Annotated in this window: 22 protein-coding genes; 9 read left to right on the top strand and 13 right to left on the bottom strand. The window is 64.0% G+C overall.

Translation table 11 applies throughout. The annotated features are described in order from the left end of the window. Positions 1-5: 5 nt before the first annotated feature. Both Q1J79_RS05885 and Q1J79_RS05880 read right to left on the bottom strand, forming a co-directional pair. Positions 6-1226 (bottom strand): multidrug effflux MFS transporter, encoded by a 1221-nt coding sequence (locus Q1J79_RS05885; protein ID WP_300297811.1) that lies wholly within the window; start codon positions 1224-1226, stop codon positions 6-8. 3 nt (positions 1227-1229) lie between these two features. After that, on the bottom strand, positions 1230-1961 hold the full coding sequence (locus Q1J79_RS05880; protein ID WP_300297808.1) for a M48 family metallopeptidase: 732 nt from the start codon (positions 1959-1961) through the stop codon (positions 1230-1232). A gap of 118 nt (positions 1962-2079) precedes the next feature. Here Q1J79_RS05880 and ugpB point away from each other — a divergent pair, with 118 nt between their 5' ends. The 4 genes from ugpB to Q1J79_RS05860 all read left to right on the top strand — a co-directional run bounded on the left by ugpB (position 2080) and on the right by Q1J79_RS05860 (position 6321). After that, positions 2080-3426: a sn-glycerol-3-phosphate ABC transporter substrate-binding protein UgpB gene (ugpB, locus tag Q1J79_RS05875; RefSeq protein ID WP_300297805.1), complete on the top strand. Its 1347-nt coding sequence runs from the start codon at positions 2080-2082 to the stop codon at positions 3424-3426. Positions 3427-3499: 73 nt separating this feature from the next. Further along, positions 3500-4381, top strand: a complete 882-nt coding sequence (ugpA, locus tag Q1J79_RS05870; RefSeq protein WP_300297802.1) for a sn-glycerol-3-phosphate ABC transporter permease UgpA — start codon at positions 3500-3502, stop codon at positions 4379-4381. Then, positions 4381-5238: a sn-glycerol-3-phosphate ABC transporter permease UgpE gene (gene ugpE / locus Q1J79_RS05865; RefSeq protein ID WP_300297799.1), complete on the top strand. Its 858-nt coding sequence runs from the start codon at positions 4381-4383 to the stop codon at positions 5236-5238. The genes ugpA and ugpE overlap by 1 nt, the downstream gene beginning before the upstream one ends. A gap of 9 nt (positions 5239-5247) precedes the next feature. Beyond that, the gene (locus tag Q1J79_RS05860; protein WP_300297796.1) at positions 5248-6321 is read left to right on the top strand and encodes an ABC transporter ATP-binding protein; all 1074 of its coding nucleotides are present in this window, start codon (positions 5248-5250) and stop codon (positions 6319-6321) included. A gap of 10 nt (positions 6322-6331) precedes the next feature. Here the strand turns inward: Q1J79_RS05860 and Q1J79_RS05855 are convergent, their stop codons facing one another. Beyond that, positions 6332-6745, bottom strand: coding sequence for a hypothetical protein (locus Q1J79_RS05855; RefSeq protein WP_300297794.1), 414 nt, complete (start codon positions 6743-6745; stop codon positions 6332-6334). Positions 6746-6874: 129 nt separating this feature from the next. Between Q1J79_RS05855 and Q1J79_RS05850 the strand changes: the two genes are divergently transcribed. Further along, positions 6875-7852: an NAD-dependent epimerase/dehydratase family protein gene (locus tag Q1J79_RS05850; RefSeq protein WP_300297791.1), complete on the top strand. Its 978-nt coding sequence runs from the start codon at positions 6875-6877 to the stop codon at positions 7850-7852. A gap of 10 nt (positions 7853-7862) precedes the next feature. Then, positions 7863-8984 carry a DegT/DnrJ/EryC1/StrS aminotransferase family protein gene (locus tag Q1J79_RS05845; RefSeq protein ID WP_300297788.1) on the top strand — a complete coding sequence of 374 codons (1122 nt, stop codon included), beginning with the start codon at positions 7863-7865 and terminating at the stop codon, positions 8982-8984. Between the two features lie 9 nt (positions 8985-8993). Here the strand turns inward: Q1J79_RS05845 and Q1J79_RS05840 are convergent, their stop codons facing one another. From Q1J79_RS05840 to Q1J79_RS05830, 3 genes are read right to left on the bottom strand one after another with little or no spacing between them, the layout of a single operon-like run. Continuing rightward, positions 8994-9329 carry an EamA family transporter gene (locus Q1J79_RS05840; RefSeq protein WP_300297785.1) on the bottom strand — a complete coding sequence of 112 codons (336 nt, stop codon included), beginning with the start codon at positions 9327-9329 and terminating at the stop codon, positions 8994-8996. After that, the gene (locus tag Q1J79_RS05835) at positions 9326-10318 is read right to left on the bottom strand and encodes a glycosyltransferase family 2 protein (protein WP_300297783.1); all 993 of its coding nucleotides are present in this window, start codon (positions 10316-10318) and stop codon (positions 9326-9328) included. The genes Q1J79_RS05840 and Q1J79_RS05835 overlap by 4 nt, the downstream gene beginning before the upstream one ends. After that, entirely contained in the window at positions 10315-11037 is a 723-nt protein-coding gene (locus tag Q1J79_RS05830; protein WP_300297780.1) for a bifunctional 2-polyprenyl-6-hydroxyphenol methylase/3-demethylubiquinol 3-O-methyltransferase UbiG, read from the bottom strand. The genes Q1J79_RS05835 and Q1J79_RS05830 overlap by 4 nt, the downstream gene beginning before the upstream one ends. A gap of 124 nt (positions 11038-11161) precedes the next feature. Here Q1J79_RS05830 and Q1J79_RS05825 point away from each other — a divergent pair, with 124 nt between their 5' ends. Further along, complete coding sequence (locus Q1J79_RS05825; protein ID WP_300297777.1) at positions 11162-12751, top strand: hypothetical protein; 1590 nt, start codon at positions 11162-11164, stop codon at positions 12749-12751. Here Q1J79_RS05825 and Q1J79_RS05820 read toward each other — a convergent pair whose 3' ends face one another. Genes Q1J79_RS05820 through Q1J79_RS05790 form a run of 7 tightly spaced genes read right to left on the bottom strand, consistent with a single transcriptional unit; the run spans position 12752 to position 18787 of the window. Further along, positions 12752-13123 (bottom strand): iron-sulfur cluster assembly accessory protein, encoded by a 372-nt coding sequence (locus Q1J79_RS05820; protein WP_300297774.1) that lies wholly within the window; start codon positions 13121-13123, stop codon positions 12752-12754. Between the two features lie 13 nt (positions 13124-13136). Then, on the bottom strand, positions 13137-13481 hold the full coding sequence (locus tag Q1J79_RS05815; RefSeq protein WP_300297771.1) for an SUF system Fe-S cluster assembly protein: 345 nt from the start codon (positions 13479-13481) through the stop codon (positions 13137-13139). Continuing rightward, positions 13481-14731: a cysteine desulfurase gene (locus tag Q1J79_RS05810; RefSeq protein WP_300297768.1), complete on the bottom strand. Its 1251-nt coding sequence runs from the start codon at positions 14729-14731 to the stop codon at positions 13481-13483. Before Q1J79_RS05810 ends, Q1J79_RS05815 begins: the two co-directional genes overlap by 1 nt. Then, on the bottom strand, positions 14728-16035 hold the full coding sequence (gene sufD, locus Q1J79_RS05805; protein ID WP_300297765.1) for a Fe-S cluster assembly protein SufD: 1308 nt from the start codon (positions 16033-16035) through the stop codon (positions 14728-14730). Before sufD ends, Q1J79_RS05810 begins: the two co-directional genes overlap by 4 nt. 10 nt (positions 16036-16045) lie before the next feature. Then, the gene (gene sufC / locus Q1J79_RS05800; protein WP_300297763.1) at positions 16046-16795 is read right to left on the bottom strand and encodes a Fe-S cluster assembly ATPase SufC; all 750 of its coding nucleotides are present in this window, start codon (positions 16793-16795) and stop codon (positions 16046-16048) included. Positions 16796-16825: 30 nt separating this feature from the next. Further along, positions 16826-18286 carry a Fe-S cluster assembly protein SufB gene (sufB, locus tag Q1J79_RS05795; RefSeq protein ID WP_300297760.1) on the bottom strand — a complete coding sequence of 487 codons (1461 nt, stop codon included), beginning with the start codon at positions 18284-18286 and terminating at the stop codon, positions 16826-16828. Positions 18287-18307: 21 nt separating this feature from the next. Then, the gene (locus Q1J79_RS05790) at positions 18308-18787 is read right to left on the bottom strand and encodes an SUF system Fe-S cluster assembly regulator (RefSeq protein ID WP_300297757.1); all 480 of its coding nucleotides are present in this window, start codon (positions 18785-18787) and stop codon (positions 18308-18310) included. A gap of 191 nt (positions 18788-18978) precedes the next feature. On the opposite strand from Q1J79_RS05790, the gene Q1J79_RS05785 reads away from it, so the two are divergent. Together Q1J79_RS05785 and Q1J79_RS05780 are read left to right on the top strand one after the other, a co-directional pair. Further along, positions 18979-20682 (top strand): tetratricopeptide repeat-containing glycosyltransferase family protein, encoded by a 1704-nt coding sequence (locus tag Q1J79_RS05785; protein ID WP_300297755.1) that lies wholly within the window; start codon positions 18979-18981, stop codon positions 20680-20682. A 5-nt stretch (positions 20683-20687) separates the two neighbouring features. After that, the gene (locus Q1J79_RS05780) at positions 20688-21224 is read left to right on the top strand and encodes a flavin reductase family protein (protein ID WP_300297752.1); all 537 of its coding nucleotides are present in this window, start codon (positions 20688-20690) and stop codon (positions 21222-21224) included. Positions 21225-21227 lie beyond the last annotated feature (3 nt).

Here is a 21227-nt window from a genome sequence, read left to right as displayed (position 1 = left end):
CCGCTTCACGCGGCGCGGCGGCGCACGATCAGCAGCCACGACAGCAGCGTCGCCAGGCCCATCGCGGCCACGGTCCAGCTCAGGGGCAGCGATGTTTCGTTCAGGGCATGGCCGACAAAAATGCCGGCTATGGCGCCGACGCTCATCTGCACGAACCCCATCAGCGAGGCGGCGCTGCCGGCCATATGCGGAAACGGCTGCAGCGCGCCGGCCTGGCCCTGCGGCATGGTGAGGCCCAGCCCCATGGTGAACAGCATCATCGGGCCGATCAGGCTGAACCAGTGCCAGTCGAGGCCATTCGCCCAGGCCCAGCTTTGCAGCAGCGCCATGCCGATGCCGCCCAGCGCGCAGCAGGCGGCGCCGACGCCGAGCATGCGGTCGACGCCAAGCCGCAGGGTGAGCCGTGTGCCGAGGAAACCGCCGCAGAGATAGCCGAACACGATCAGCGAGAAACAATAGCCAAATATGGTTTCGCTGACGCCGAAGACCTGGATCAGCGTGAACGACGAGCCGGAAATAAAGGAAAACATCCCGCCATAGGAAAACGCCACGCAGAGCACATAGCCGCGATAGCGCGGATGCCGGATCAGGGTGCCGAAATTGCGCAGCATCGGCCGCACGTGGGTGGCGGTGGGATTGCGCCGCTGGTTGCTCTCGGCCAGGAAGACCAGCACGCAGACGCCGAGCAGGCAGCCGACCAGCGCCATGGCGAGAAAATTCGCCTGCCAGCCGAACCCGGCATGCAGATATCCGCCGAGGATCGGCGCCACCGCCGGCGTCAGGCCCAGCACCATGGCCATCATCGACAGCGCCCTGGCCGCATGGGCGCCTTCGAACAGGTCGCGGGCGATGGCGCGGCCCAGCACCACGCCGGAACAGGCGCCCAGCGCCTGCACGAAGCGCCAGCCGATCAGCCATTCGATGCTGGCCGCGAAGGCGCAGCCAACCGAAGCCAGCGTGAACAGCGCAATGCCGAACAACAGGGCCGGCCGGCGGCCAAAGCGATCGGAAACCGGGCCATAGATCAGCTGCGTCACCGCGAAGCCGGCCAGGAAGGCGCTCAGCGTCAGTTGCACGGAAGCGGCATCGGTGCCGTAGATCGTCGCCAGGGCGGGCAGCGACGGCAGATACATGTCGGTGCTGAGCGGCCCCAGGGCCGTGGCGCAGCCGAGCAGGATCACCAGGGCCGTCGAGTCGCGCGGCAGCGGGCGCCCGAAGGTGTTCATGCGTCAGCCATGCAGATGCAGGGCGGCGCCGTGACGGCGCAGCCAGGCGCGCGCCGCGCGCAATTCGGTTTCGCCGCCCAGCAGCTGGGCACAGAGATGCCAGAAGGCAACGCTGTGATCCATGTGCTTGAGATGCGCCACCTCGTGGGCCACCAGATAGCGGGCGACAGGTTGTGGCGCCAGCAGCAGCCGCCAGGAAAACGACAGGTTGCCATGGGCCGAGCAGCTGCCCCAGCGGCTCTGGGTGTCGCGCACGGTCACCCGTCGCACCGCGAGGCCGATTCCCTGTGCCATTTCCCTTGCGGCAACCCCGAATTCATCGCGCGCGCGCCGCTTCAGCCAGTCGCGCAGCCGGCGCGGCAGGTGTTCGGCCTGTCCGGCAACATGAATTTCGCCACCTTCGATCCAGACGCCGCCACGGGCGCCCGGTCGATGCCGGATGATGTGCGGCGCACCATAAAGCGGCAGGTTGGCGCCATCCTGCCAGGGCTGTACCTCGGGGCGCTCTTCCTGGCGGGCCAGAATCCAGTCGACCTGCTCGGTGACGAATTTCTGCCCGGATTTCAGGCTTGCCCGAGTCGGCAGCACCAGGACAACGGCGCCATCCCGTGGCATGACCCGCAGCAGCATGCGGCGGGCCCGGGAATCACGCTTGACCAGAAACGGGAAACTGTGGCTCCCGACCTTCAGCCGGTCGGCACCGATTTCGATCGGAGAAGAATAAAGCTTGGTCAACACCCGGTCCTTGTCATATAACTGTAACAAATCTTACGCGTGCCCGTCATCGTAAGAGCCATAAAAAAGTCGGCCTCCCCGACTCAGGGTGGATTTCTTTAGCATTGGAGACAGCACAATGAAATCGACAGGGAAACTCGCGCGCCTTGCGCTCGCGCTGCTTGCCGGCACCGCCGTTGCGGTGACCGGCCTTACGGCGCAGGCGCAGGAAAATCGCATCGAGATCCAGTGGTGGCACGCGATGACCGGCGCTCTCAACGAGCGGGTCAACGAAATTGTCGCAGGCTTCAACAAGGGCCAGGACAAATACAAGCTTGTCGCTGTCAACAAGGGCAGCTATCCGGAAACCCTGACCGCCGCCATGGCGGCTTTCCGTGCCGGCAAGGGCCCGCATATCGTGCAGGTCTTCGAGGTCGGCACCGGCACCATGATGGCCTCGCGCGCCGCGATCAAGCCGGTCTACCAGCTCATGCAGGAGAACGGCTACAAGTTCGATCCGGGCTCCTACATCTCGGCCGTCACCGGCTATTACAGCACCTCGGACGGCAAGATGCTGTCCTTCCCGTTCAACTCGTCGACGCCGGTGATGTATTACAACAAGGACGCCTTCCAGAAGGCCGGCCTTGATCCCAACAAGCCGCCGAAGACCTGGCAGGAATTCGAGCCGATGCTGAAGAAGCTGAAGGCTTCGGGCAGCACCTGCCCGTTCCAGTCCAACTGGCAGACCTGGGTGCAGCTGGAGAATTTCTCCGCCCTGCACAACGTGCCCTTCTCCACCAAGGCCAACGGTTTCGACGGCTTCGACACCGAGCTGAAATTCAACAGCCCGCTGCATGTGCGCCACATCACCAACCTGGCCAACTGGATGAAGGAAGGCCTGATGGTGTATGGCGGCCGCAAGAACGAGGCCAATGCCAAGTTCGTGTCGGGCGAATGCGCGATCCACATGGAAAGCTCGGCCGGTTACGCCACCTTCGCCCGTGGCGCGAAGTTCAAGTGGGGCATCTCGATGCTGCCCTATTACTCCGACGTGCAGGGCGCGCCGCAGAACTCGATCATCGGCGGCGCCTCGCTGTGGGTGCTGGGCAAGCACAAGGCCGAAGACTACAAGGGCGTTGCCCAGTTCTTCGACTACCTGGCCTCGACCGAGAACCAGGTCTGGTGGCACAAGAACACCGGCTACCTGCCGATCACCCCGATGTCGTATGAAGCCACCAAGCAGCAGGGCTTCTATGCCGCCAATCCGGGCACCGATACCTCGGTGCAGCAGATGATGCTGAAGACCCCGACGCCGAACTCCAAGGGCCTGCGTCTGGGCAACTTCGTGCAGATCCGCGACGTGATGGACGAGGAGCTGGAAGCCGTCTGGTCGGGCAAGAAGTCGCCCAAGGAAGCGCTGGACGCTGCCGTGGAGCGTGGCAATCGCCTGCTCCGCCAGTTCGAGCGCGACACCAAGCGGTCGTAATGGCCTAACAGTTCAGGAGAAAGGAAGCCCGCGCCTTGACTTTGCGAGGTGCGGGCTTTTTCTATGGCATCCCATGGAAAAACGAGTCGTCTTTCATAACCGGTTCCTGCCGTATCTGCTGGTCGCCCCGCAGATTGCGATCACCGTGATCTTCTTCTTCTGGCCCGCCAGCCAGGCCGTCGTGCAGTCGGTCCTGCGCGAGGACGCCTTCGGCACCAGCAGCTATTTCGTCGGGATGGAGAATTTCGCCGCCCTGTTCGAGGACGACTATTACCTGAACTCCTTCAAGATCACCGCGCTGTTCAGCACGCTGGTCACCACGCTGGGCCTGGGTATCTCCCTGGTGCTGGCGGTTACCGCCGACCGGTTGATCCGCGGCGCGACGATCTACAAGACCCTGCTGATCTGGCCCTATGCCGTGGCGCCTGCCGTGGCCGGCGCGTTGTGGGGTTTCGTGTTCCTGCCGGGTCCCGGCGTGTTTGCCTGGCTGCTGGCCCAGATGGGCGTCGACTGGAATTTCCATCTCAATGGCGGGCAGGCGATGTTCGTCGTCGTGGTCGCCGCCACCTGGAAACAGATCTCCTACAATTTCCTGTTTTTCCTGGCCGGTCTGCAGGCGATCCCGAAATCGCTGATCGAGGCCGCCGCCATCGACGGCGCCAAGCCGTTCCGCCGCTTCTGGACCATCATCCTGCCGATGTTGTCGCCGACGCTGTTCTTCCTGATCGTCGTCAACGTCGTCTATGCCTTCTTCGAGACCTTCGGCGTGATCCATTCGCTGACCCGCGGCGGCCCGGCGAAGTCGACAGAAATCCTTGTCTACAAGGTCTGGTATGACGGCTTCGAAGCGCAGGACCTCGGCGGCTCGGCCGCGCAGTCGGTGATCCTGATGGCCATCGTGATCGGCCTGACCGTGATCCAGTTCCGTTATATTGAACGCAAAGTGCATTACTGATGATCGAGCGTCGCCCCATAGCCGATGCGGTCGGCCACCTGATCATGCTGGCGGCGATCTTCATCGTCGCCTTCCCGATCTATCTCGCGGTGATCGCAGCCTCGCACACGATCCAGGACGTGTCGCAGACGCCGATGCCGCTTCTGCCGGGCGCCGAACTGCTCACCAACACGGCGCGCGCCCTGTTCGACGGACCGCAGCTGGTTGGCGTCAGCGGCGCCACGCCGGCCATCGTGCTGCTGATGAACAGCTTCATCATGGCGATCTCGATCGCCGTGGGAAAAATCATCATCTCGCTGCTGTCGGCCTTCGCCATCGTCTATTTCCGCTTCCCGCTGCGGAACATCTTTTTCTGGATGATCTTCATCACCCTGATGCTGCCGGTCGAGGTGCGCATCATCCCGACCTACAAGATCGTCGCCGATCTCGGCCTGCTCGATACCTATACCGGCCTGATCCTGCCGCTAATCGCCTCGGCCACCGCCACCTTCCTGTTCCGCCAGTTCTTCATGACCGTGCCGGACGAGCTGCTGGAAGCCGCCCGCATCGATGGCGCCGGACCAATGCGCTTCTTCTGGGACGTGCTGGTGCCGTTGAGCCGCACCAGCATCGCCGCCATGTTCGTGATCCAGTTCATTTACGGCTGGAACCAGTATCTCTGGCCGCTGCTGATCGCGTCCGACTACAAATACCAGACCATCGTTCTCGCGATCGGCCGCCTGATCCGCGCGCCGGATGCCTTTTACGAATGGCCGGTGATCATGGGTATGGCGGTGCTGGCGCTGCTGCCGCCGGTTGCCGTGGTGGTGCTGATGCAGCGCTGGTTCGTCAAAGGCCTTGTTGAAACGGAAAAGTGAGCGCCCGATATGGCGAAAGTGACGCTGAAAGGCGTGAAAAAGAATTACGGTCCGGTCAAAGCCATCCATGGTGTCGACATGGAAATCAAGGATGGCGAGTTCATCGTCATCGTCGGCCCGTCGGGCTGCGGCAAGTCGACCCTGCTGCGGATGATCGCCGGCCTGGAAGCCATCACCGACGGCACGATCCAGATCGGCGACCGGGTGGTCAATAATATCGAGCCGGCCGAACGTGACATCGCCATGGTGTTCCAGAACTACGCGCTCTATCCGCATATGAGCGTGTACGAGAACATGTCCTACGGCCTGCGCATTCGCGGTCGCAGTAAGGCCGATATCGAGACCCGGGTGCAGCGGGCCGCCGAAATCCTGCAATTGCAACCTTATCTGCAGCGCAAGCCGCGCGAATTGTCAGGCGGTCAGCGCCAGCGCGTCGCCATGGGCCGCGCCATCGTGCGCGAGCCGAGCGTGTTCCTGTTCGACGAGCCACTGTCGAACCTCGACGCCAAACTGCGCGTCCAGATGCGCCTGGAAATCAAGCGCCTGCACCAGCAGCTTGGCGTCACCTCGGTCTATGTCACGCATGACCAGGTGGAAGCCATGACCCTGGCCGACCGGCTGGTGGTGATGAACCAGGGCCGCGCCGACCAGATCGGCTCGCCGCAGGATGTCTATAACCATCCGGCCACCACCTATGTCGGCGGCTTCATCGGCTCACCAGCGATGAATTTCCTGACCTGCCGCATCGATACCGGCCAGGCCAAACTGACCGATGACGTCATCCTGCCGTTGCCGGCCGGCTGGTCCGTTCCTGCCGGCGAATACAGCCTTGGCATCCGGCCTGAGAACCTGCGGATCGCCCGGGCCGGCGAAACGGCGCATCTGCAGCTCGATGTCGACGTCGCGGAAGAACTCGGCGCCGATACCCTGCTGCATGGCAAGATCGCCGGCGAGGAAATGGTGGTCCGCGTCCCGAGCCATGCCGGATTTCATGACCATTCCCGCCCCGGCCTGGTGATCGATATCGAACGCCTGCATCTGTTCGACCGCGAAAGCGGCCTGCGCGTCGCCACGCCGGGCTGAAATCCGGCGTTCAGTAGAGATTGATGGCGCCGGTATAGCTCTCCGAGCGCAGCAGATTGGGCCGGGCTTCCTCGGCCGTGCGGCTCAGCGCGCTGCAGCTGTAGGTCGCCCGCGCCGGAGCCGCCAGCGAGCAGGAATACAGATCGGTCCGGTTTCTCCACAATTGCGGGTCGGCGCAATGTTTGCGCACCAGGGCGCGGACCTGTTCGGCCGAATGCAGGGCACTGTTGTAGCAGACCGAAAAATACGGCCGGCCGGTCTGCGGGTCGTTGGCGACCTGGCTTTCTCCCCGCTCGTATTTCCCGACATCTTCTGGCGTGAAGCGGCCGAGATAATAGGGTTCCGACGCGGTGCCGGAACAACCGGCCAGCAAGACCGCCAGAACAGCCCCCCCCAGAGCGGCAGAAAACGGGAAACGTTTCATGGCCGCAGTTTGCCGCGCGACAGCTGGAACGGCAAGTCCGGCTCCTGACAAATCGGCCACGGTTCGGGCATAATTGGGGGAGACATTTCCAAACGCCCACGACGTTGCGCGGGCCAATTCGAGGACAGCATGACCTGGCAGGGCGTACCGGTCGTCGTGACCGGCGGTATGGGATTTATCGGCTCCAACCTCGTCCACCGGCTAGCCGGCCTGGGCGCCAGGGTCACGGTGATCGACCGCATGCTGGCGCAGTATGGCGCCAATCCGGTCAACCTGTCCGGCCTGGCGCCACCCGTGAGCCTGATCGAGGCCGATATCGGCGCCGAGACCGTGGTGGCGCCGGCGCTGGGCGCCGCCGCCTACGTCTTCAACCTGGCGGGCCAGACCTCGCATATGGATTCCATGCAGCAGCCGCTGGAAGACCTGCGGCTGAACCAGGAAGCCAACCTGCGCTTCCTCGAATTGCTGCGGCGGATCAACCCGGCGGCGCGGGTGATATTCAGCTCGACGCGCCAGTTCTATGGCCCGCCGCAATACCTGCCGGTCGACGAAAAGCACCCAATCGCGCCGCCTGACATCAACGGCATCCACAAATATGCCGCTGAGGCCTATCATATGTTGTTCGCGCGGGTATACGGGCAACGGACGACGGCCCTGCGGCTGACCAACGTGTTCGGGCCCCGCATGCGCATCCGCGACGCCAAACAGACCTTCTTAGGGATCTGGGTCAAGCATGCCATCCAGGACACCCGCTTCGAGGTCTGGGGCGGCGAACAGCGGCGCGACTTCACCTATGTCGAGGACATGGTGGATGCCTTCCTGGCCGCGGCCCTGACCGATGCGACCATCGGCCATGTCTACAACATCGGCGGCTGTCCCTCGATCACCCTGCTGGACCTGGCGGAACTGCTGGTGCGTACCGCCGGCAGCGGTGGTTATGACCGCCGCGAATTCCCGGCCGACCGCAAAAAGATCGATATCGGCGACTATGTCGCCGATGACAGCGCCTTCCGCGAGGTGACCGGCTGGCAGCCACGCCACAGCCTGGCCGAGGGCCTGGCCAAGACCCTGGATTTCTATCGCGCCCAGGCGGCGCATTACCTGTGAGCGACACACGATGATTCCGCAGACCAACCCCAAAGCCGCCTATCTGGCCCAGCGCGACGCCATCGATGCCGCTATCCGTCGCGTGCTGGAGGCCGGCTGGTATATCCAGGGCGAGGAAGTCGCTGCTTTCGAGCAGGAATTCGCCGCCTATACCGGCAGCCGGCACGCCATCGCGGTGGCCAGCGGCACCGATGCCCTGATCGTGGCGCTACGCGGGCTGGGCATCGGCCCGGGCGATTCCGTGATCACCGTGTCGCATACGGCCGTGGCCACGGTGGCTGCCGTCGAGCTGGCCGGCGCCACGCCGGTGCTGGTGGATATCGACGAATACTGGACCATGGCGCCGGCGGCCCTGGAGGCCGTGCTGAAGGACTGGCCGGCCCAGGCGCCGAAGCCCAGGGCCGTGATCCCGGTGCATCTCTATGGCCAGCCGGCCGCCATGACCGAGATCAGCGCGATTGCCGAACGACACGATCTGATCCTGCTGGAAGACAATGCCCAGGCGCATGGCGCGACGCTGGATGGCCGCATGGTCGGGCGCTGGGGCAAGGCTGCAGCCTACAGCCTGTATCCGACCAAGAATCTGGGCGCCATCGGCGATGGCGGCATCATCACCACCGATGACGATACCCTGGCCGAGACCCTGCGGGCCCTGCGCGAATATGGCTGGCGCGAACGCTATATCAGCGGCATTGCCGGCATGAACAGCCGGCTGGACCCGCTGCAGGCCGCCATCCTGCGCGTCAAGCTTGGCAACCTGCAGGCCGATACGGCGCGACGCCAGGCGATTGCCGCGCGCTACAGCGCCGGCCTGGCCGGTCTCGATGGCCTGACGCTGCCAGCCGTGCGGCCCGGCGCCGCGCCGGTCTATCATCTCTATGTGGTGGATGCCGGGGCGCGGCGCGACGAGCTGCAAGCGAAGCTGAAGGAACGCGGGGTCGGCACGTTGATCCATTACCCCGTGCCGGTGCATCTGCAGCCGGCCTACAAAGGTCGCGTCGCGCTTGGTCCCGGCGGCCTGCCGCGCACTGAACGAGCCGCCAAGAGCGTGCTGAGCCTGCCGCTGTATCCGCAGCTCAGCGATGCCGACGTGGATACGGTGATCGCGACCGTGCGGCAGGTCTGGGGCTGAAGCCGGGACTCAGGCAGACCGCGTGATCAGGAAAACGCCGGCGCAGACCAGGGCGATGCCGCCCAGCTTGGCCGGCGTGAGCGCCTCACCGTAGAGCCAGAAGCCCAGGAAGGCGACCAGCACATAGGACAGCGACACGCTGGGAAAGGCGATCGAGACCGGAATCTTACGCAACGCCAGCATGTAGCAGACAGCGGCGGCGAAATAGAGCGCCAGGCCGATGATCGATTGCGGCGAGAGGAACTGCTGCAGCAGCGTTTCACCGCCGGCACCGGCCTTGAGCAGTATCTGGCCAGCCACACCCAGCAGAATGCCGACGGCCAGGGCCACATAGAACCAGGTCATGACGCGGCCTTCCCGTTGCTGGCCCGCGCGTTGCGCTCAACGTCGCGGACGATGAATTGCGGCTTCCTGTTCACGGTCAGGAACAGTCGGCCGAGATACTCGCCAACCAGGCCCAGCATGATGAGTTGCACGCCAGCCAGCAGCAGGATGGCGGCCATCACCGAGGCATAGCCCTGCGGCGTGCGGCCAAACAGCGCCTCGACCAGAATGATGAGGAAAACCAGCAGCCCCAGGCCGGCCATGACAAAGCCGGTCAACGTGCCGATGCGCAGCGGCATCACCGAGAAATTCAGGAACATCGACATGAACAACCGCACCAGGCGGCGGATCGTGTAGTTGCTCTTGCCGCCGGCGCGCGGCAGGTGCTGCACCTGCAGGCGGCCGATATTCTGCGTCACCTGCATGATCAGGCCGTCCACATAGGGGAACGGCCCGGTATGGGCCAGGATGTTGCGGGCGGTGAAGGCGCTCATGCAGCGGAAGCTGGACAGGTACAGCCCCTTGGGCTTGTCCAGCAGATGATCAGCGCACCAGTTGGTGAAACGGCTGCCCAGATTGCGCCAGGCGGCATGCTGCTTTTCTGCATAGTAGGTGTAGACGACGTCGTAATCGTGATCCCTGGCATACTGCCACAGCCGCACCACTTCCTCGGGCGGGTTCTGCAGGTCGTCGTCCATGTTGATGATATAGGCGCCGCGGGCATGGGCCAGGCCGGCCATCACCGCATTATGCTCACCGAAATTGCGGGCGAGATTCACCACCGTCAGCGCCACGCTGTTGCGGCGGCAGAGCTCGCGGCAGACCTCCAGCGAGTTATCGGGGCTGCAATCGTTGACCAGCACGATCTCGTGCCCGCCCGGCACCTCGAGTTTGGCCAAAGCCTCGACCAGAACCGGCACGCTGTCGGCGCCGTTATAGACCGGCACGACGATGGACAGGGCAAAGGCCGGCGAAGGGGCTTCGGGAGCGGCGGCGGTGGATTCGTTCATGACTTGCGGGCCTCGACCCAGACCGATCCGCCGAAGGGCAGCCGCAGCCCAAGACGGGCCAGGCGGCGTTCGGCAGTGGTGACGGCGGTGAACAGGCTTTCCTGCCAGGCGGGGAAAGGCCGCACATCGCTGGCGGCCTCGTCCTGCCCGGCCATCAGCCGGTGCAGCAGCATTAACGGAAACAGCAGGCTGTTCCAATAGCCGCAGGCAACCTCCCCAAACCCGGCATCCAGCAGCAGGCGGCGCGCCCGGCCCGCCGTGTAACGGCGGACATTGTGGACATGGCGATCATGGGCCGAGGCCATCCACTGATAGGCCGGCAGGTTGAGCAGCAGCAGTCCACCGGGCTTCAGGCAGCGCCGGAAGCCGGCCAGCGCCGCCGCTTCATCCACCCCGGCATGGCACAGCACGTCGGCGCTGACCACGGCGTCGAAACTGGCGTCGGGATAGGGCAGCGCGTTCACCGACCCGGTCTGGACCGGCAGGCCGGTCTTGGCGGCGGCGATTGCCGCAGCCTCGGCGTCAAATTCCAGGCCGGCAAGGCTGAGATCAGGTCGGGCGGCCTTCAGCCGCGCCAGCAGGCCGCCGGTGCCGCAACCGGCATCCAGCAGGCTCGTCCCCGCCCCCACGCCACCCATCGCGCCGGACGGCCCCAGACGGTCGATCAGGCTGGCATGCAGGGCGCGATACCACCACATGCTGTCCTCCAGAGTCGCCATCCGGTGGTATTCTGCCCGCTCCATTCGCCCCTGCCGGTTTTCCAATTGCTTTATAGTTAAGCGAATGATTTACCAAGTCAGTCCTAGCATCCGCCAGCTTGGAATTTACGCCCGTCCGCCGATCATGAACCAGCCCTACCCGACGACAGAGGCCATAAAGCGCCGCGGCCTGGATTGGCCGCGCCTGCTGCATCTGCTCGTCCTGGCGGTCAGCATGATCTGGATCGCCGGTTATTTCTTCCCGCCGATCAACCATGATACGGCGGTACTGCTGTACATATCCAAAGTCTGGCTGGGTGGCGGCAAGCTTTATGTCGATGCGATCGACATGAACACGCCGCTGGTTTTTGTCCTGCACCTGCTGCCCGAGGCGATCGCCAGCGTCACCGGTCTGCCCGGTACCACGGTTCTGATCGCCCTGCTGGGCCTGGGCATCGCCGCGTCCTTCGTTACCTGCCGCTGGGTGCTGGCTGCCAGCCTCGACCCTGCCCATGCCACGGCGGACGCCCTGCTGCCGCTGCTGCTGCTGTTCCTGCTGATCGTCTATCCGAACGACATGTTCAGCCAGCGGGAGCACATCATGCTGGTCCTGACCATGCCTTATCTGCTGGTAGCCAGCGGCCGCGCCGATGGCGAAACGCTGTCGAACCGGCTCAAGATCGCCACCGGCCTGATGGCCGGCTTTGGTTTCGCGATGAAACCGTATTTCCTCGGCATTCCGCTCTTCGTCGAACTCTATGTGGCCAGCCAGTTGACCCTGCGCCGCAGCCTGGCCGATCCGGCGCCCTGGTCGGTGTTTGCGGTCTGCGTGGCCCACGCCCTGTTCGCCATCATCGTGACGCCGGAATATTTCACCGTCGCGCTGCCGCTGGCCCGCAGCTTCTACAGCGAGGTGAGCCAGAACAGCATCTTCGATCTGATCCTGAGCGCCAACCTCGGCCCGCCAACCGCCATCCTGCCGCTGCTGGCCGTTGCCGCCTTCCTGGCCATGCGGTCGCATCTGGCCCGGGTGATCTGCCTGGCGGGCATCGGCGGCCTGCTTTCAGGCTACGCCCAGGGCAAGGGCTGGTCCTACCACGCCCTGCCCGCCCAGGCCTTCACCCTGCTGCTGGCCGGCGTGATCATTGCCCATGTGATGGATCATGTGGTCTGGCCGAAACGTGGCGACAACCGGCCGGCCAAGCTGTTCGCCGCCGCTCTCATGTTGCTGATCTTCTACCAGGAAGGCCTGCACAGTCGGCCATTCTCCAAACAGCTGGAATATGGCGATTCCGACCTGCGCCGACTGATGCATGCGGTGAAACAGGAAAAACGCAACGACCGCATCCTGGTGCTGTCGCCGGGCATCTATCCGCATTTCCCCATGCTGAATTACTTGAACATGCGCATGACCATGCGCTTCGAGAGCATGTGGATGGTGCAGGGTGCCTATGCCGGCTGCCAGGAGCTGGCGCCGCTGTATAATCCGCCGGAGGCGATGAGCGCGGCCGAAGGCTTCGTCTTCCGCAGCGTGGCCGAGGATTTCTACAAGAAGAAACCCTCGCTTCTGGTCATCGACAATGTCGCTGGCATTCCGCGCTGCCAGGGCGACACGTTCGATTATCTGGAGTATTTCTCGCGCAATCCGCTGTTCGCCAAGCGCTTCGAGGATTATGAAAAGGCGCTCGACCTGGGGCGCTACACGATCTATCGCCGCCGGGAAGGTCTCAAGTAATCAGACGTGGAAGCTCTCGCCGCAGCCGCAACGGCCCTTCTCGTTCGGATTGCGGAACACGAAGCCCGATTGCAGCTTGTCTTCCACCCAGTCGATCTCGGTGCCGAAGATATACATCTGCGCCTTCGGCTCGATCAGGACGGTCACGCCCTTGTCTTCCACCACCTCGTCGAATTTCTCCTTCTCGGTGGCGTACTGGATATCGTAGGCGAAGCCCGAGCAGCCCTTGGTCTTGATCGCGATGCGCAGGCCGATCACCGGCTTGTCCGACTGCGCGATCAGGCTGCGCACGCGCTCGGCCGCCGCATCGGTCAGGGTGACGGGCTTGAAGGCCGGACGGGCCGGCGGCGTTGCCATGTCTGTGCTCGCCATCGCGGGCTGCTCCTTACATAATCCCGAGTTCCAGCCGAGCGGCTTCGGACATATGCTCCGGCGACCACGGCGGATCCCACACCACATCCACGGTCACCTCGCCGACGCCGTCGATGGAGCGGGCCTTCTGCTCCACCTCGCTGGGCATCGACTGGGCGGCCGGACAATTCGGCGAGGTCAGCGTCATCTCGATCTGGACGTCGCGGGCCTCGTTGACCTCGACCTTGTATATAAGGCCGAGTTCGTAAATGTTAACCGGAATTTCCGGGTCGTAGACGGTTTTCACCGCCTCGACCACCTGCTCACGCAGGTCTTCCAGGCTGGCAGGGGCATCCTGCTTCTTGGCTTCCGCGCTCATCACCCGAAAATCTCCCTGACGCGCTGCAGACCGGCGCAGAGGGCATCCACCTCCGCCCGGGTATTGTACAGACCGAACGAGGCCCGCACCGTGGCCGGCACGCCGAACCGCTCCATCAGTGGATGGGCGCAATGCTGGCCGACACGCACGGCAATGCCCTCGCGGTCGAGAATGGTGCCAATATCATGGGGATGGATGCCCTCCAGCACGAAGGAGATCACTCCGGCCTTTTTCTTCGCATTGCCGATGATGCGCAGGCTGTTGATCGCCTGCAGCTTCTCGGTGGCATAGACCAGCAGGTCATGCTCATGGGCGGCGATGGCCTCCAGGCCGATCGACTGCACATAATCGATGGCAGCCCCAAGACCAACGGCTTCGACGAAAGCCGGCGTGCCGGCTTCGAACTTGTGCGGGATGTCGTTGTATTCGGTCTTCTCGAAGGTCACCGACAGGATCATGTCGCCGCCGCCCTGCCAGGGCGGCATGGCCTCCAGCAAAGCGGCCTTGGCGTAGAGCACGCCGATGCCGGTCGGGCCATAGAGCTTGTGGCCGGTGAAAGCATAGAAATCGACATCCAGCGCCTTCACGTCGACGGCCATATGCTGCACGGCCTGGCTGCCGTCGATCAGCACCTTGACGCCCTTCTCATGCGCCACGTGAACCACATCGGCCACGGGCACGATGGTGCCGAGCGTGTTGGAGACATGGGTGATCGCCACCAGTTTCGTCTTCGGGCCGATCAGCTTCACGAATTCGTCCCAGATCAGCTCGCCGGCATCGTTCACCGGCGCCACCTTCAGCACAATGCCGATACGGTCGCGCAGCAGCTGCCACGGCACGATATTGGCGTGGTGCTCCATATGCGAGATCAGAATCTCGTCGCCGGCCTTCAGGAAGGCTTGGCCCCAGCTATAGGCCACCAGGTTGATCGCCTCGGTGGCGTTGCGGGTGAAGATGATTTCGCGGCTGTCGGGCGTGCCGATGAAGCGCGCCACGGTGTTGCGCGCCTTCTCGAAGGCATCGGTGGACGTTTGGCTGAGATGATAGATGCCACGATGCACGTTGGCATAGCTGTGCTCCAACATATGCGTCATCGCGTTGATCACCGCGCGCGGTTTCTGCGCGCTGGCGCCGCTGTCGAGGAAGACCAGCGGCTTGCCGTAGACCTTCTCGGCCAGGATCGGGAAATCGGCGCGGATACGCTCGATGTCGAAACCGGCGGCGGGCTTCATGGCGGCGAGCGCGGTCATGCCTGCCCGTCCTTCTCCTGGACCAGCCAGGCCTCGACGAAGGCCTCGACATGGTCGCGCAGCGCGCCTTCCGGCACCGCCGAAACGACCTCATAGGCGAAACCGCTGAGCAGCAGGCGACGGGCCTCGGCGACACTGATGCCGCGGGCCTGCATGTAGAACAGCTGCTGCGCATCCACATCGCCGATTGAGGCGCCGTGGCTGCATTTCACGTCGTCGGCCAGGATTTCCAACTCGGGCTTGGTGTCAATCTGCGCGCGGTCGGCCAGCAGCAGGGTGCGGCTAAGCTGCTGGGCGTCGGTTTTCTGGGCATGCGGGGCAACACGGATGCCGCCCTGAAATACCGCATGGCCCTGGTCGTCGACCACATGCTTGAACAGCTGGTTGCTGCGGCAATCCGGCACGGCGTGATGCAGCCGCAGGGTATGGTCGACATGGCTGCTGCCGCGGGCCAGCACCAGACCCTGAATGTCAACCTCGGCATCGCGGCCAGCGAATTCGACCTGCAGCTCGTGGCGCGCCACTCTGCCGCCGGCCTGCACCGAAACATGGGCATAACGGGCCTGCGCGCCAACCGATACCCGGCCGAGCGCGGCGTGGTAGGTGGCGGCGGATTCGCCCTGCAGACGGATATGCGTGAGCTTCGCCCCTTCGGCCAGTTCGATGCCGGCCGCGATGTTGTTCCAGCCGGTTTCCGCCGATCCGGCATCGCGGTAGCTTTCCACCAGCGTGGCTTCCGCCTTGTGACCCAGCCGCACCAGATGACGCAGATTGACCAAAGCCGGTGCTCCGAAGGCGACCAGTTCAACCGGGCGATCGAGCGCCACCCCATCGTCGAGTTGCAACAGCAGGCCGTCGCTGGCGAAGGCCGCGTTCAGTTCCGCAAGAGACGTCGCGCGGTCATCGCCCGCCGAGGCCAGCACGGCCGGCAATTCCGGCCCGGCCTGGCTGAGCGGCAACAGCCGCACGCCTTTGGGCAGACCAGCCAGTTTTGAAGCCGCCGCATCGAAGCGGCCATTGACGAAAACCAGCCGGAAGCTGTCACCCGGCAGGGTCGCCGCCTGCACCCTCGCAGGATCGACGCTGCCTTCATTGGCGGGCTGCGGCGGCACCTGCCGCTCCAGCCCGGTCAGGCTGGTGAATTTCCAAGCCTCCAGCCGCGCGGTCGGCAGGCCATGGCGACGGAAGCTGTCCAGCGCGGCCTGGCGGCGCGCCGTCACCTCGGGCTGGGCAGCCCCGGGCAGGCTAGCGGCCGCTGACTGATGAGCGGCGCTGAGGCGATCGATGAAGGACGGGGCAGACATCGGCGATCCCTCAGGCCGCATCCGCCACGATATCGGCATAGCCCTTGGCCTCAAGCTCAAGTGCCAGGTCCTTGCCGCCGGTCTTGATGATCCGACCCCTGGCCAGCACATGCACGACATCGGGCACGATGTAATCCAGCAGGCGCTGGTAATGGGTGATCACCAGAGCGGAGCGTTCCGGGCTGCGCAGGGCGTTGACGCCCTCGGCCACGACCTTCAGCGCGTCGATATCGAGGCCGGAATCGGTTTCATCAAGAATCATCAGGCTGGGCTCCAGCATCAGCATCTGGAACACCTCGTTGCGCTTCTTCTCGCCACCCGAGAAACCGACATTCACGGCGCGCTGCAGGAATTTCTCATCCATCTGCAACTGCTTCATCTTGGCCTTGGCGGTCTTGAGGAAGGTCATGGCGTCCATGTCGGCCAGACCCTTGTGCTTGCGCACGGCATTCACCGCCGAACGCAGGAAGGTGGCATTGGCCACGCCGGGAATCTCGACCGGATACTGAAAGGCCAGAAAGACGCCTTCGCGAGCGCGCTCTTCCGGCTCCATGCTGAGCAGGCTCTGGCCGTTCAGCAGGATATCGCCCTCGGTAACCTCGTAGCCGTCGCGGCCGGCCAGCACGTAGGACAGCGTCGACTTGCCCGAGCCGTTCGGACCCATCACCGCGTGTATCTCGCCCGGTTTGATGACGAGGTCGATGCCGTGCAGGATTTCCTTGCCGTCGACTTTGGCGTGTAGGTTCTTGATCTCAAGCATGGGGCTGGTCCTTGTATATTCTTTTTCCGCTCAGCCGACCGAGCCTTCGAGGCTGACGCCGAGCAGCTTCTGCGCCTCGACGGCGAATTCCATCGGCAGCTTCTGCAGCACTTCCTTGCAGAAGCCATTGACGATGGTGGAGACGGCGTCTTCCTCGGACAGGCCACGCTGGCGGCAGTAGAACAGCTGATCGTCGGAAATCCGGGAGGTGGTGGCTTCGTGCTCGACCTTGGCCGAGCGGTTCTTCACCTCGATATACGGCACGGTATGGCCGCCGCAGCGATCGCCGATCAGCAGGCTGTCGCATTGCGAGTAGTTGCGTGCGCCGGCAGCGCCCGGCATCACCCGCACCAGGCCGCGATAGGTGTTCTGCGCCTTGCCGGCCGAGATGCCTTTCGAGATGATCGTCGACTTAGTATTCCGGCCCAGATGGATCATCTTGGTGCCGGTATCGGCCTGCTGGGCATTGTTGGCGACCGCGACGGAATAGAACTCGCCTACGCTATCGTCGCCCTGCAGGATCACGCTGGGATACTTCCAGGTGATCGCCGAGCCGGTTTCAACCTGGGTCCAGGAGATCTTGGAGCGCGCGCCACGGCAGGCACCGCGTTTGGTGACGAAATTGTAGATGCCGCCACGACCTTCCTTGTCGCCGGGATACCAGTTCTGCACAGTGGCATAGCGGATTTCCGCATCCTCCATGCAGACCAGCTCGACGACGGCAGCATGCAGCTGGTTCTCATCGCGCATCGGCGCGGTGCAGCCTTCCAGATACGAGACATAGGCGCCCTTGTCGCAAATGATCAGGGTGCGCTCGAACTGGCCGGTCTTGGCCTCGTTGATGCGGAAATAGGTGCTGAGCTCCATCGGGCAGCGCACGCCCGGCGGCACGTATACGAAGGAGCCGTCGGAGAACACCGCCGAATTGAGCGTGGCATAGAAATTGTCGGTGATCGGCACCACCGATCCGAGATACTTCTGCACCAGATCGGGATGCTCGCGCACGGCTTCCGACATCGAGCAGAAGATGATGCCGAGATCCTTGAGCTTTTCCTTGAAGGTGGTGGCCACCGAGACGCTGTCGAACACGGCATCGACCGCGACACCGGCCAGAATCTCGCGTTCTTTCAGCGGAATGCCCAGCTTCTCGTAGGTGGCAAGCAACTCGGGATCGACTTCATCCAGGCTTTTAAGGTTCTTTTTCTTCGGCGCCGAATAGTAATGGATGTCCTGGAAATCGATCTTCGGGTAGCTGACCTTGGCCCAGGCCGGCTCGCCCTTCTCTTCCGCCATGCGCAGCCAGGCGCGGTAGGCCTTCAGCCGCCAGTCCAGCATCCATTGCGGCTCACCCTTTTTGGCCGAAATGAAACGGACCGTATCCTCGCTCAGGCCCTTGGGCAGGATTTCGGATTCGATGTCGGTGACGAAGCCGTACTTGTATTCGCCGGCCAGGTTCTCGACCGTTTCGATGGTTTGGGCATTGGCAGCCATGGGGCAGCTGTCCTTTGTAACTCAGGCGTTTTTCGATGCGGCCACATCCACGCGCGGTGGATAGGGGCCAAAGAAATCATAGGGCCGGACCAGTTCGGCGAGGCTGATACCCTCAAGCGCGCTGCGGATCGCCGTGTTGATCCGGTTGATGCCGCGCCGTGACACGCAGAGATTCTCGCGGTCGCAGGCGCTGGGTTGGGGATTGCTGGGCTGGTGGTTGCTGGAGCACTGCGTCAGCGCGATCGGGCCATCCAGGGCCGTGACAATGGCCGCCACCGAGATGGCTTCCGGCGCATCGGCCAGCCGATAGCCACCGCGGGCCCCGCGCTGGGAGACCAGCAGGCCCGCCTTGGAGAGTTTGGCCATGATCTTGGCCACGGTCGGTCCGGGCAGCCCGGTGGCCGTCGCCGCATCGCCGGCGTTATGCACGCCGTCGGGCTCGGCCGCCACATGGGCCATCACCATGACGCCGTAATCGGCCAGTCGGCTCAGACGCAACATATTGCAAACCCTTCGCAATTACCAAACCGGACCGGTTTGGTCGGATTCATCGGTGGCAAATAAGACCAATCCGGTATGGTTTGCAAGATGATTTCCCGGACCTCGAAGTCAAGCAGACATCCGGGCCTTTTAAAGGGGCCTTAAGGGGTTCTGGTGCAAAGGTTAATATTCGCGGAGCATGGAGGCAGGCAGTGAATCGTAAACAGCGGCGGGCACAGGCAAAAACCACCGTCAGGCCTATGGCTCCGGCCGCCGCCTCTGCCCCGCCAGCCGCCGTGCAGCTCGAAGCCAACCGGCTGAATGACCAGGCTCTGCGACTGCATGCCGCGGGCCGCACCGCCGAGGCCATCCCATTGTTGCGCCAGGCGATCGCCCTGAATGGCCGGCAGCCGATGTACCACAACAACCTGGGCGAATTGCTGCGCCTGAACGGCGACCCCGAAGCGGCCCGCGCCTGCCTGCAGCAGGCCATCGCACTGGCGCCGAACTACCCGGAAGCGCACAACAATTACGGCAACCTGCTGGGCCAGCTCGGTGAGCTTGATGCCGCCGTCGCGGCGTATGAAACAGCGATCGCGCGGAAGCCCGATTATGCCGAGGCGATGAGCAATCTGGGCGCGGCGCTGATCAACCGGCATGACCATGCCGCGGCCGCCGCCATGCTGCGGCGGGCCATCGCGCTGAACCCCGGCATCGCGATGTTTTACAAGAATCTGGGCATCGCACTGATCGCGCTGGGCGATGCGGCCGGCGCCGAGGCTGCCTTCAAGGCGGCCTTTGCCGCCCCGGTGAAGCTGCCGGCGGAAACCGTTGAACTGCTGATCGCGCTCGGCGATGTCGAGCGGATCAAGGGCAATATCGATGCCGCTTTGCATTGGTACGAACGCGCCTGGCAGGCCAAGCCAGGCGATGGCGAAGCCCATATGCGCTATGGCATGGCACTGATGGTGAAGGGCAATTACGGCGATGCCTGGCCGCATTTCGGGGCGCGCTGGAGCCTGGCGGAACGCGCGGTCGACAAACGCCCCTTCACCCTGCCCTTCTGGCGCGGCGAAGCCCTGCCCGCCGACAAGACGATGTTGCTATTCACCGAACAGGGCGTCGGTGAATCCCTGGTGCTGTGGAGCCTGATGCCGGAATTGCGCCAGCGCGGCATCATGCCGGTGATCGAATGCGACCCGCGCATGATCCCGATCCTGCAGCGCAGCTTCCCCGGCATCGAGACCTATGCCCGCACCAATCCGCCGCATGCGCGCTTCTCGGCGCCCGATCTGGCCGTACAGGCCACCCTGTTCGATGTGGCCGCCGTGCTGCGCCGCTCACCGGCCGACTGCACCGGCGCGCTGCCGCTGCGCGCCGACGCGGTTCGCGCGGAAGCCCTGCGGGCGCGGTATCGCAGCAACCATGATGGCCCGCTGGTCGGCATCGCCTGGCACAGCGCCAACCCGAAGCTGGGCGCGCCGAAGTCGGCGCGGCTGGCGGATTTCGCACCATTCCTGGCGCTGCCTGGCTATCGCTTCGTCGATCTGCAATATGGTAATCGCGAAGCCGACCGCGAAACCCTGAAGGCCGCGTGCGGCGTCGATCTTCTGGTCGATCCCGAAATCGACCAGTTGAAGGACCTCGATGCCTTTGCCGCCCAGGTCGCCGCGCTGGACCTGGTAATCGCCACCAGCAACACCACCGCCCATATGGCGGCGGCGCTCGGCAAACCGACCTGGATCCTGCTGCACAAGGGCATTTCCCCGCATTGGTACTGGGGGCTGGAAGGCGACCGCACCCCATGGTACCCCACCGCGCGATTGTGGCGGCAGCAGACCGCCAATGACTGGCGCGGGCTGGCAGAATCTGTTGCCGCGGAATTGAAGCGGCAGCTCCCCTCCGCTACATCTTAGCGGCCATGGATGCCTCGCCCAATTCTGTCGCCGCCACGCCCGTCACGCTGGAAGCCGCCTTCCGCGCCGCCATGCGCCGGCTGGCAGCCACCGTCACGGTGATTTCGACCCGTTCGGAAAGCGGGCTGCGGCACGGCATGACGGCAACGGCCGTCACCTCGGTTTCGGCCGATCCGCCGGCTGTGCTGGCCTGCGTCAATCGTTCGGCCGCGCTGCATGCCCAACTCGGCCTTGGCCGCCGGCTCTGCATCAACCTGCTGCATTGCAGCCAGCAGAGATTGTCCGAGGTATTCAGCGGCGCCGTGGAAGGCGAAGATCGCTTTGCGCAGGGCGAATGGCTGAGCGATGCCGAGGGTGTGCCGTATCTGGCCGATGCCCAGGCGAATATCTTCTGCGAGGTCGAGGCCCTGCATGCCTATGGCACGCATTCGATCTGCATCGGCCGCGTGGTGCAGGTTGTCTGCCGCCCCGATGTGGCGCCGCTGGTCTATCAGGATGGCGCTTATATGTGCACCGGACCGCTGGCGACTCCCCAGGAGTGAAGC

Origin of the sequence: Ferrovibrio sp., assembly GCF_029255545.1 — a bacterium.
Taxonomy (GTDB): domain Bacteria; phylum Pseudomonadota; class Alphaproteobacteria; order Ferrovibrionales; family Ferrovibrionaceae; genus Ferrovibrio.
Note: the sequence above shows the minus strand (reverse complement) of the source record. Positions and strands in the feature narration are given on the sequence as shown.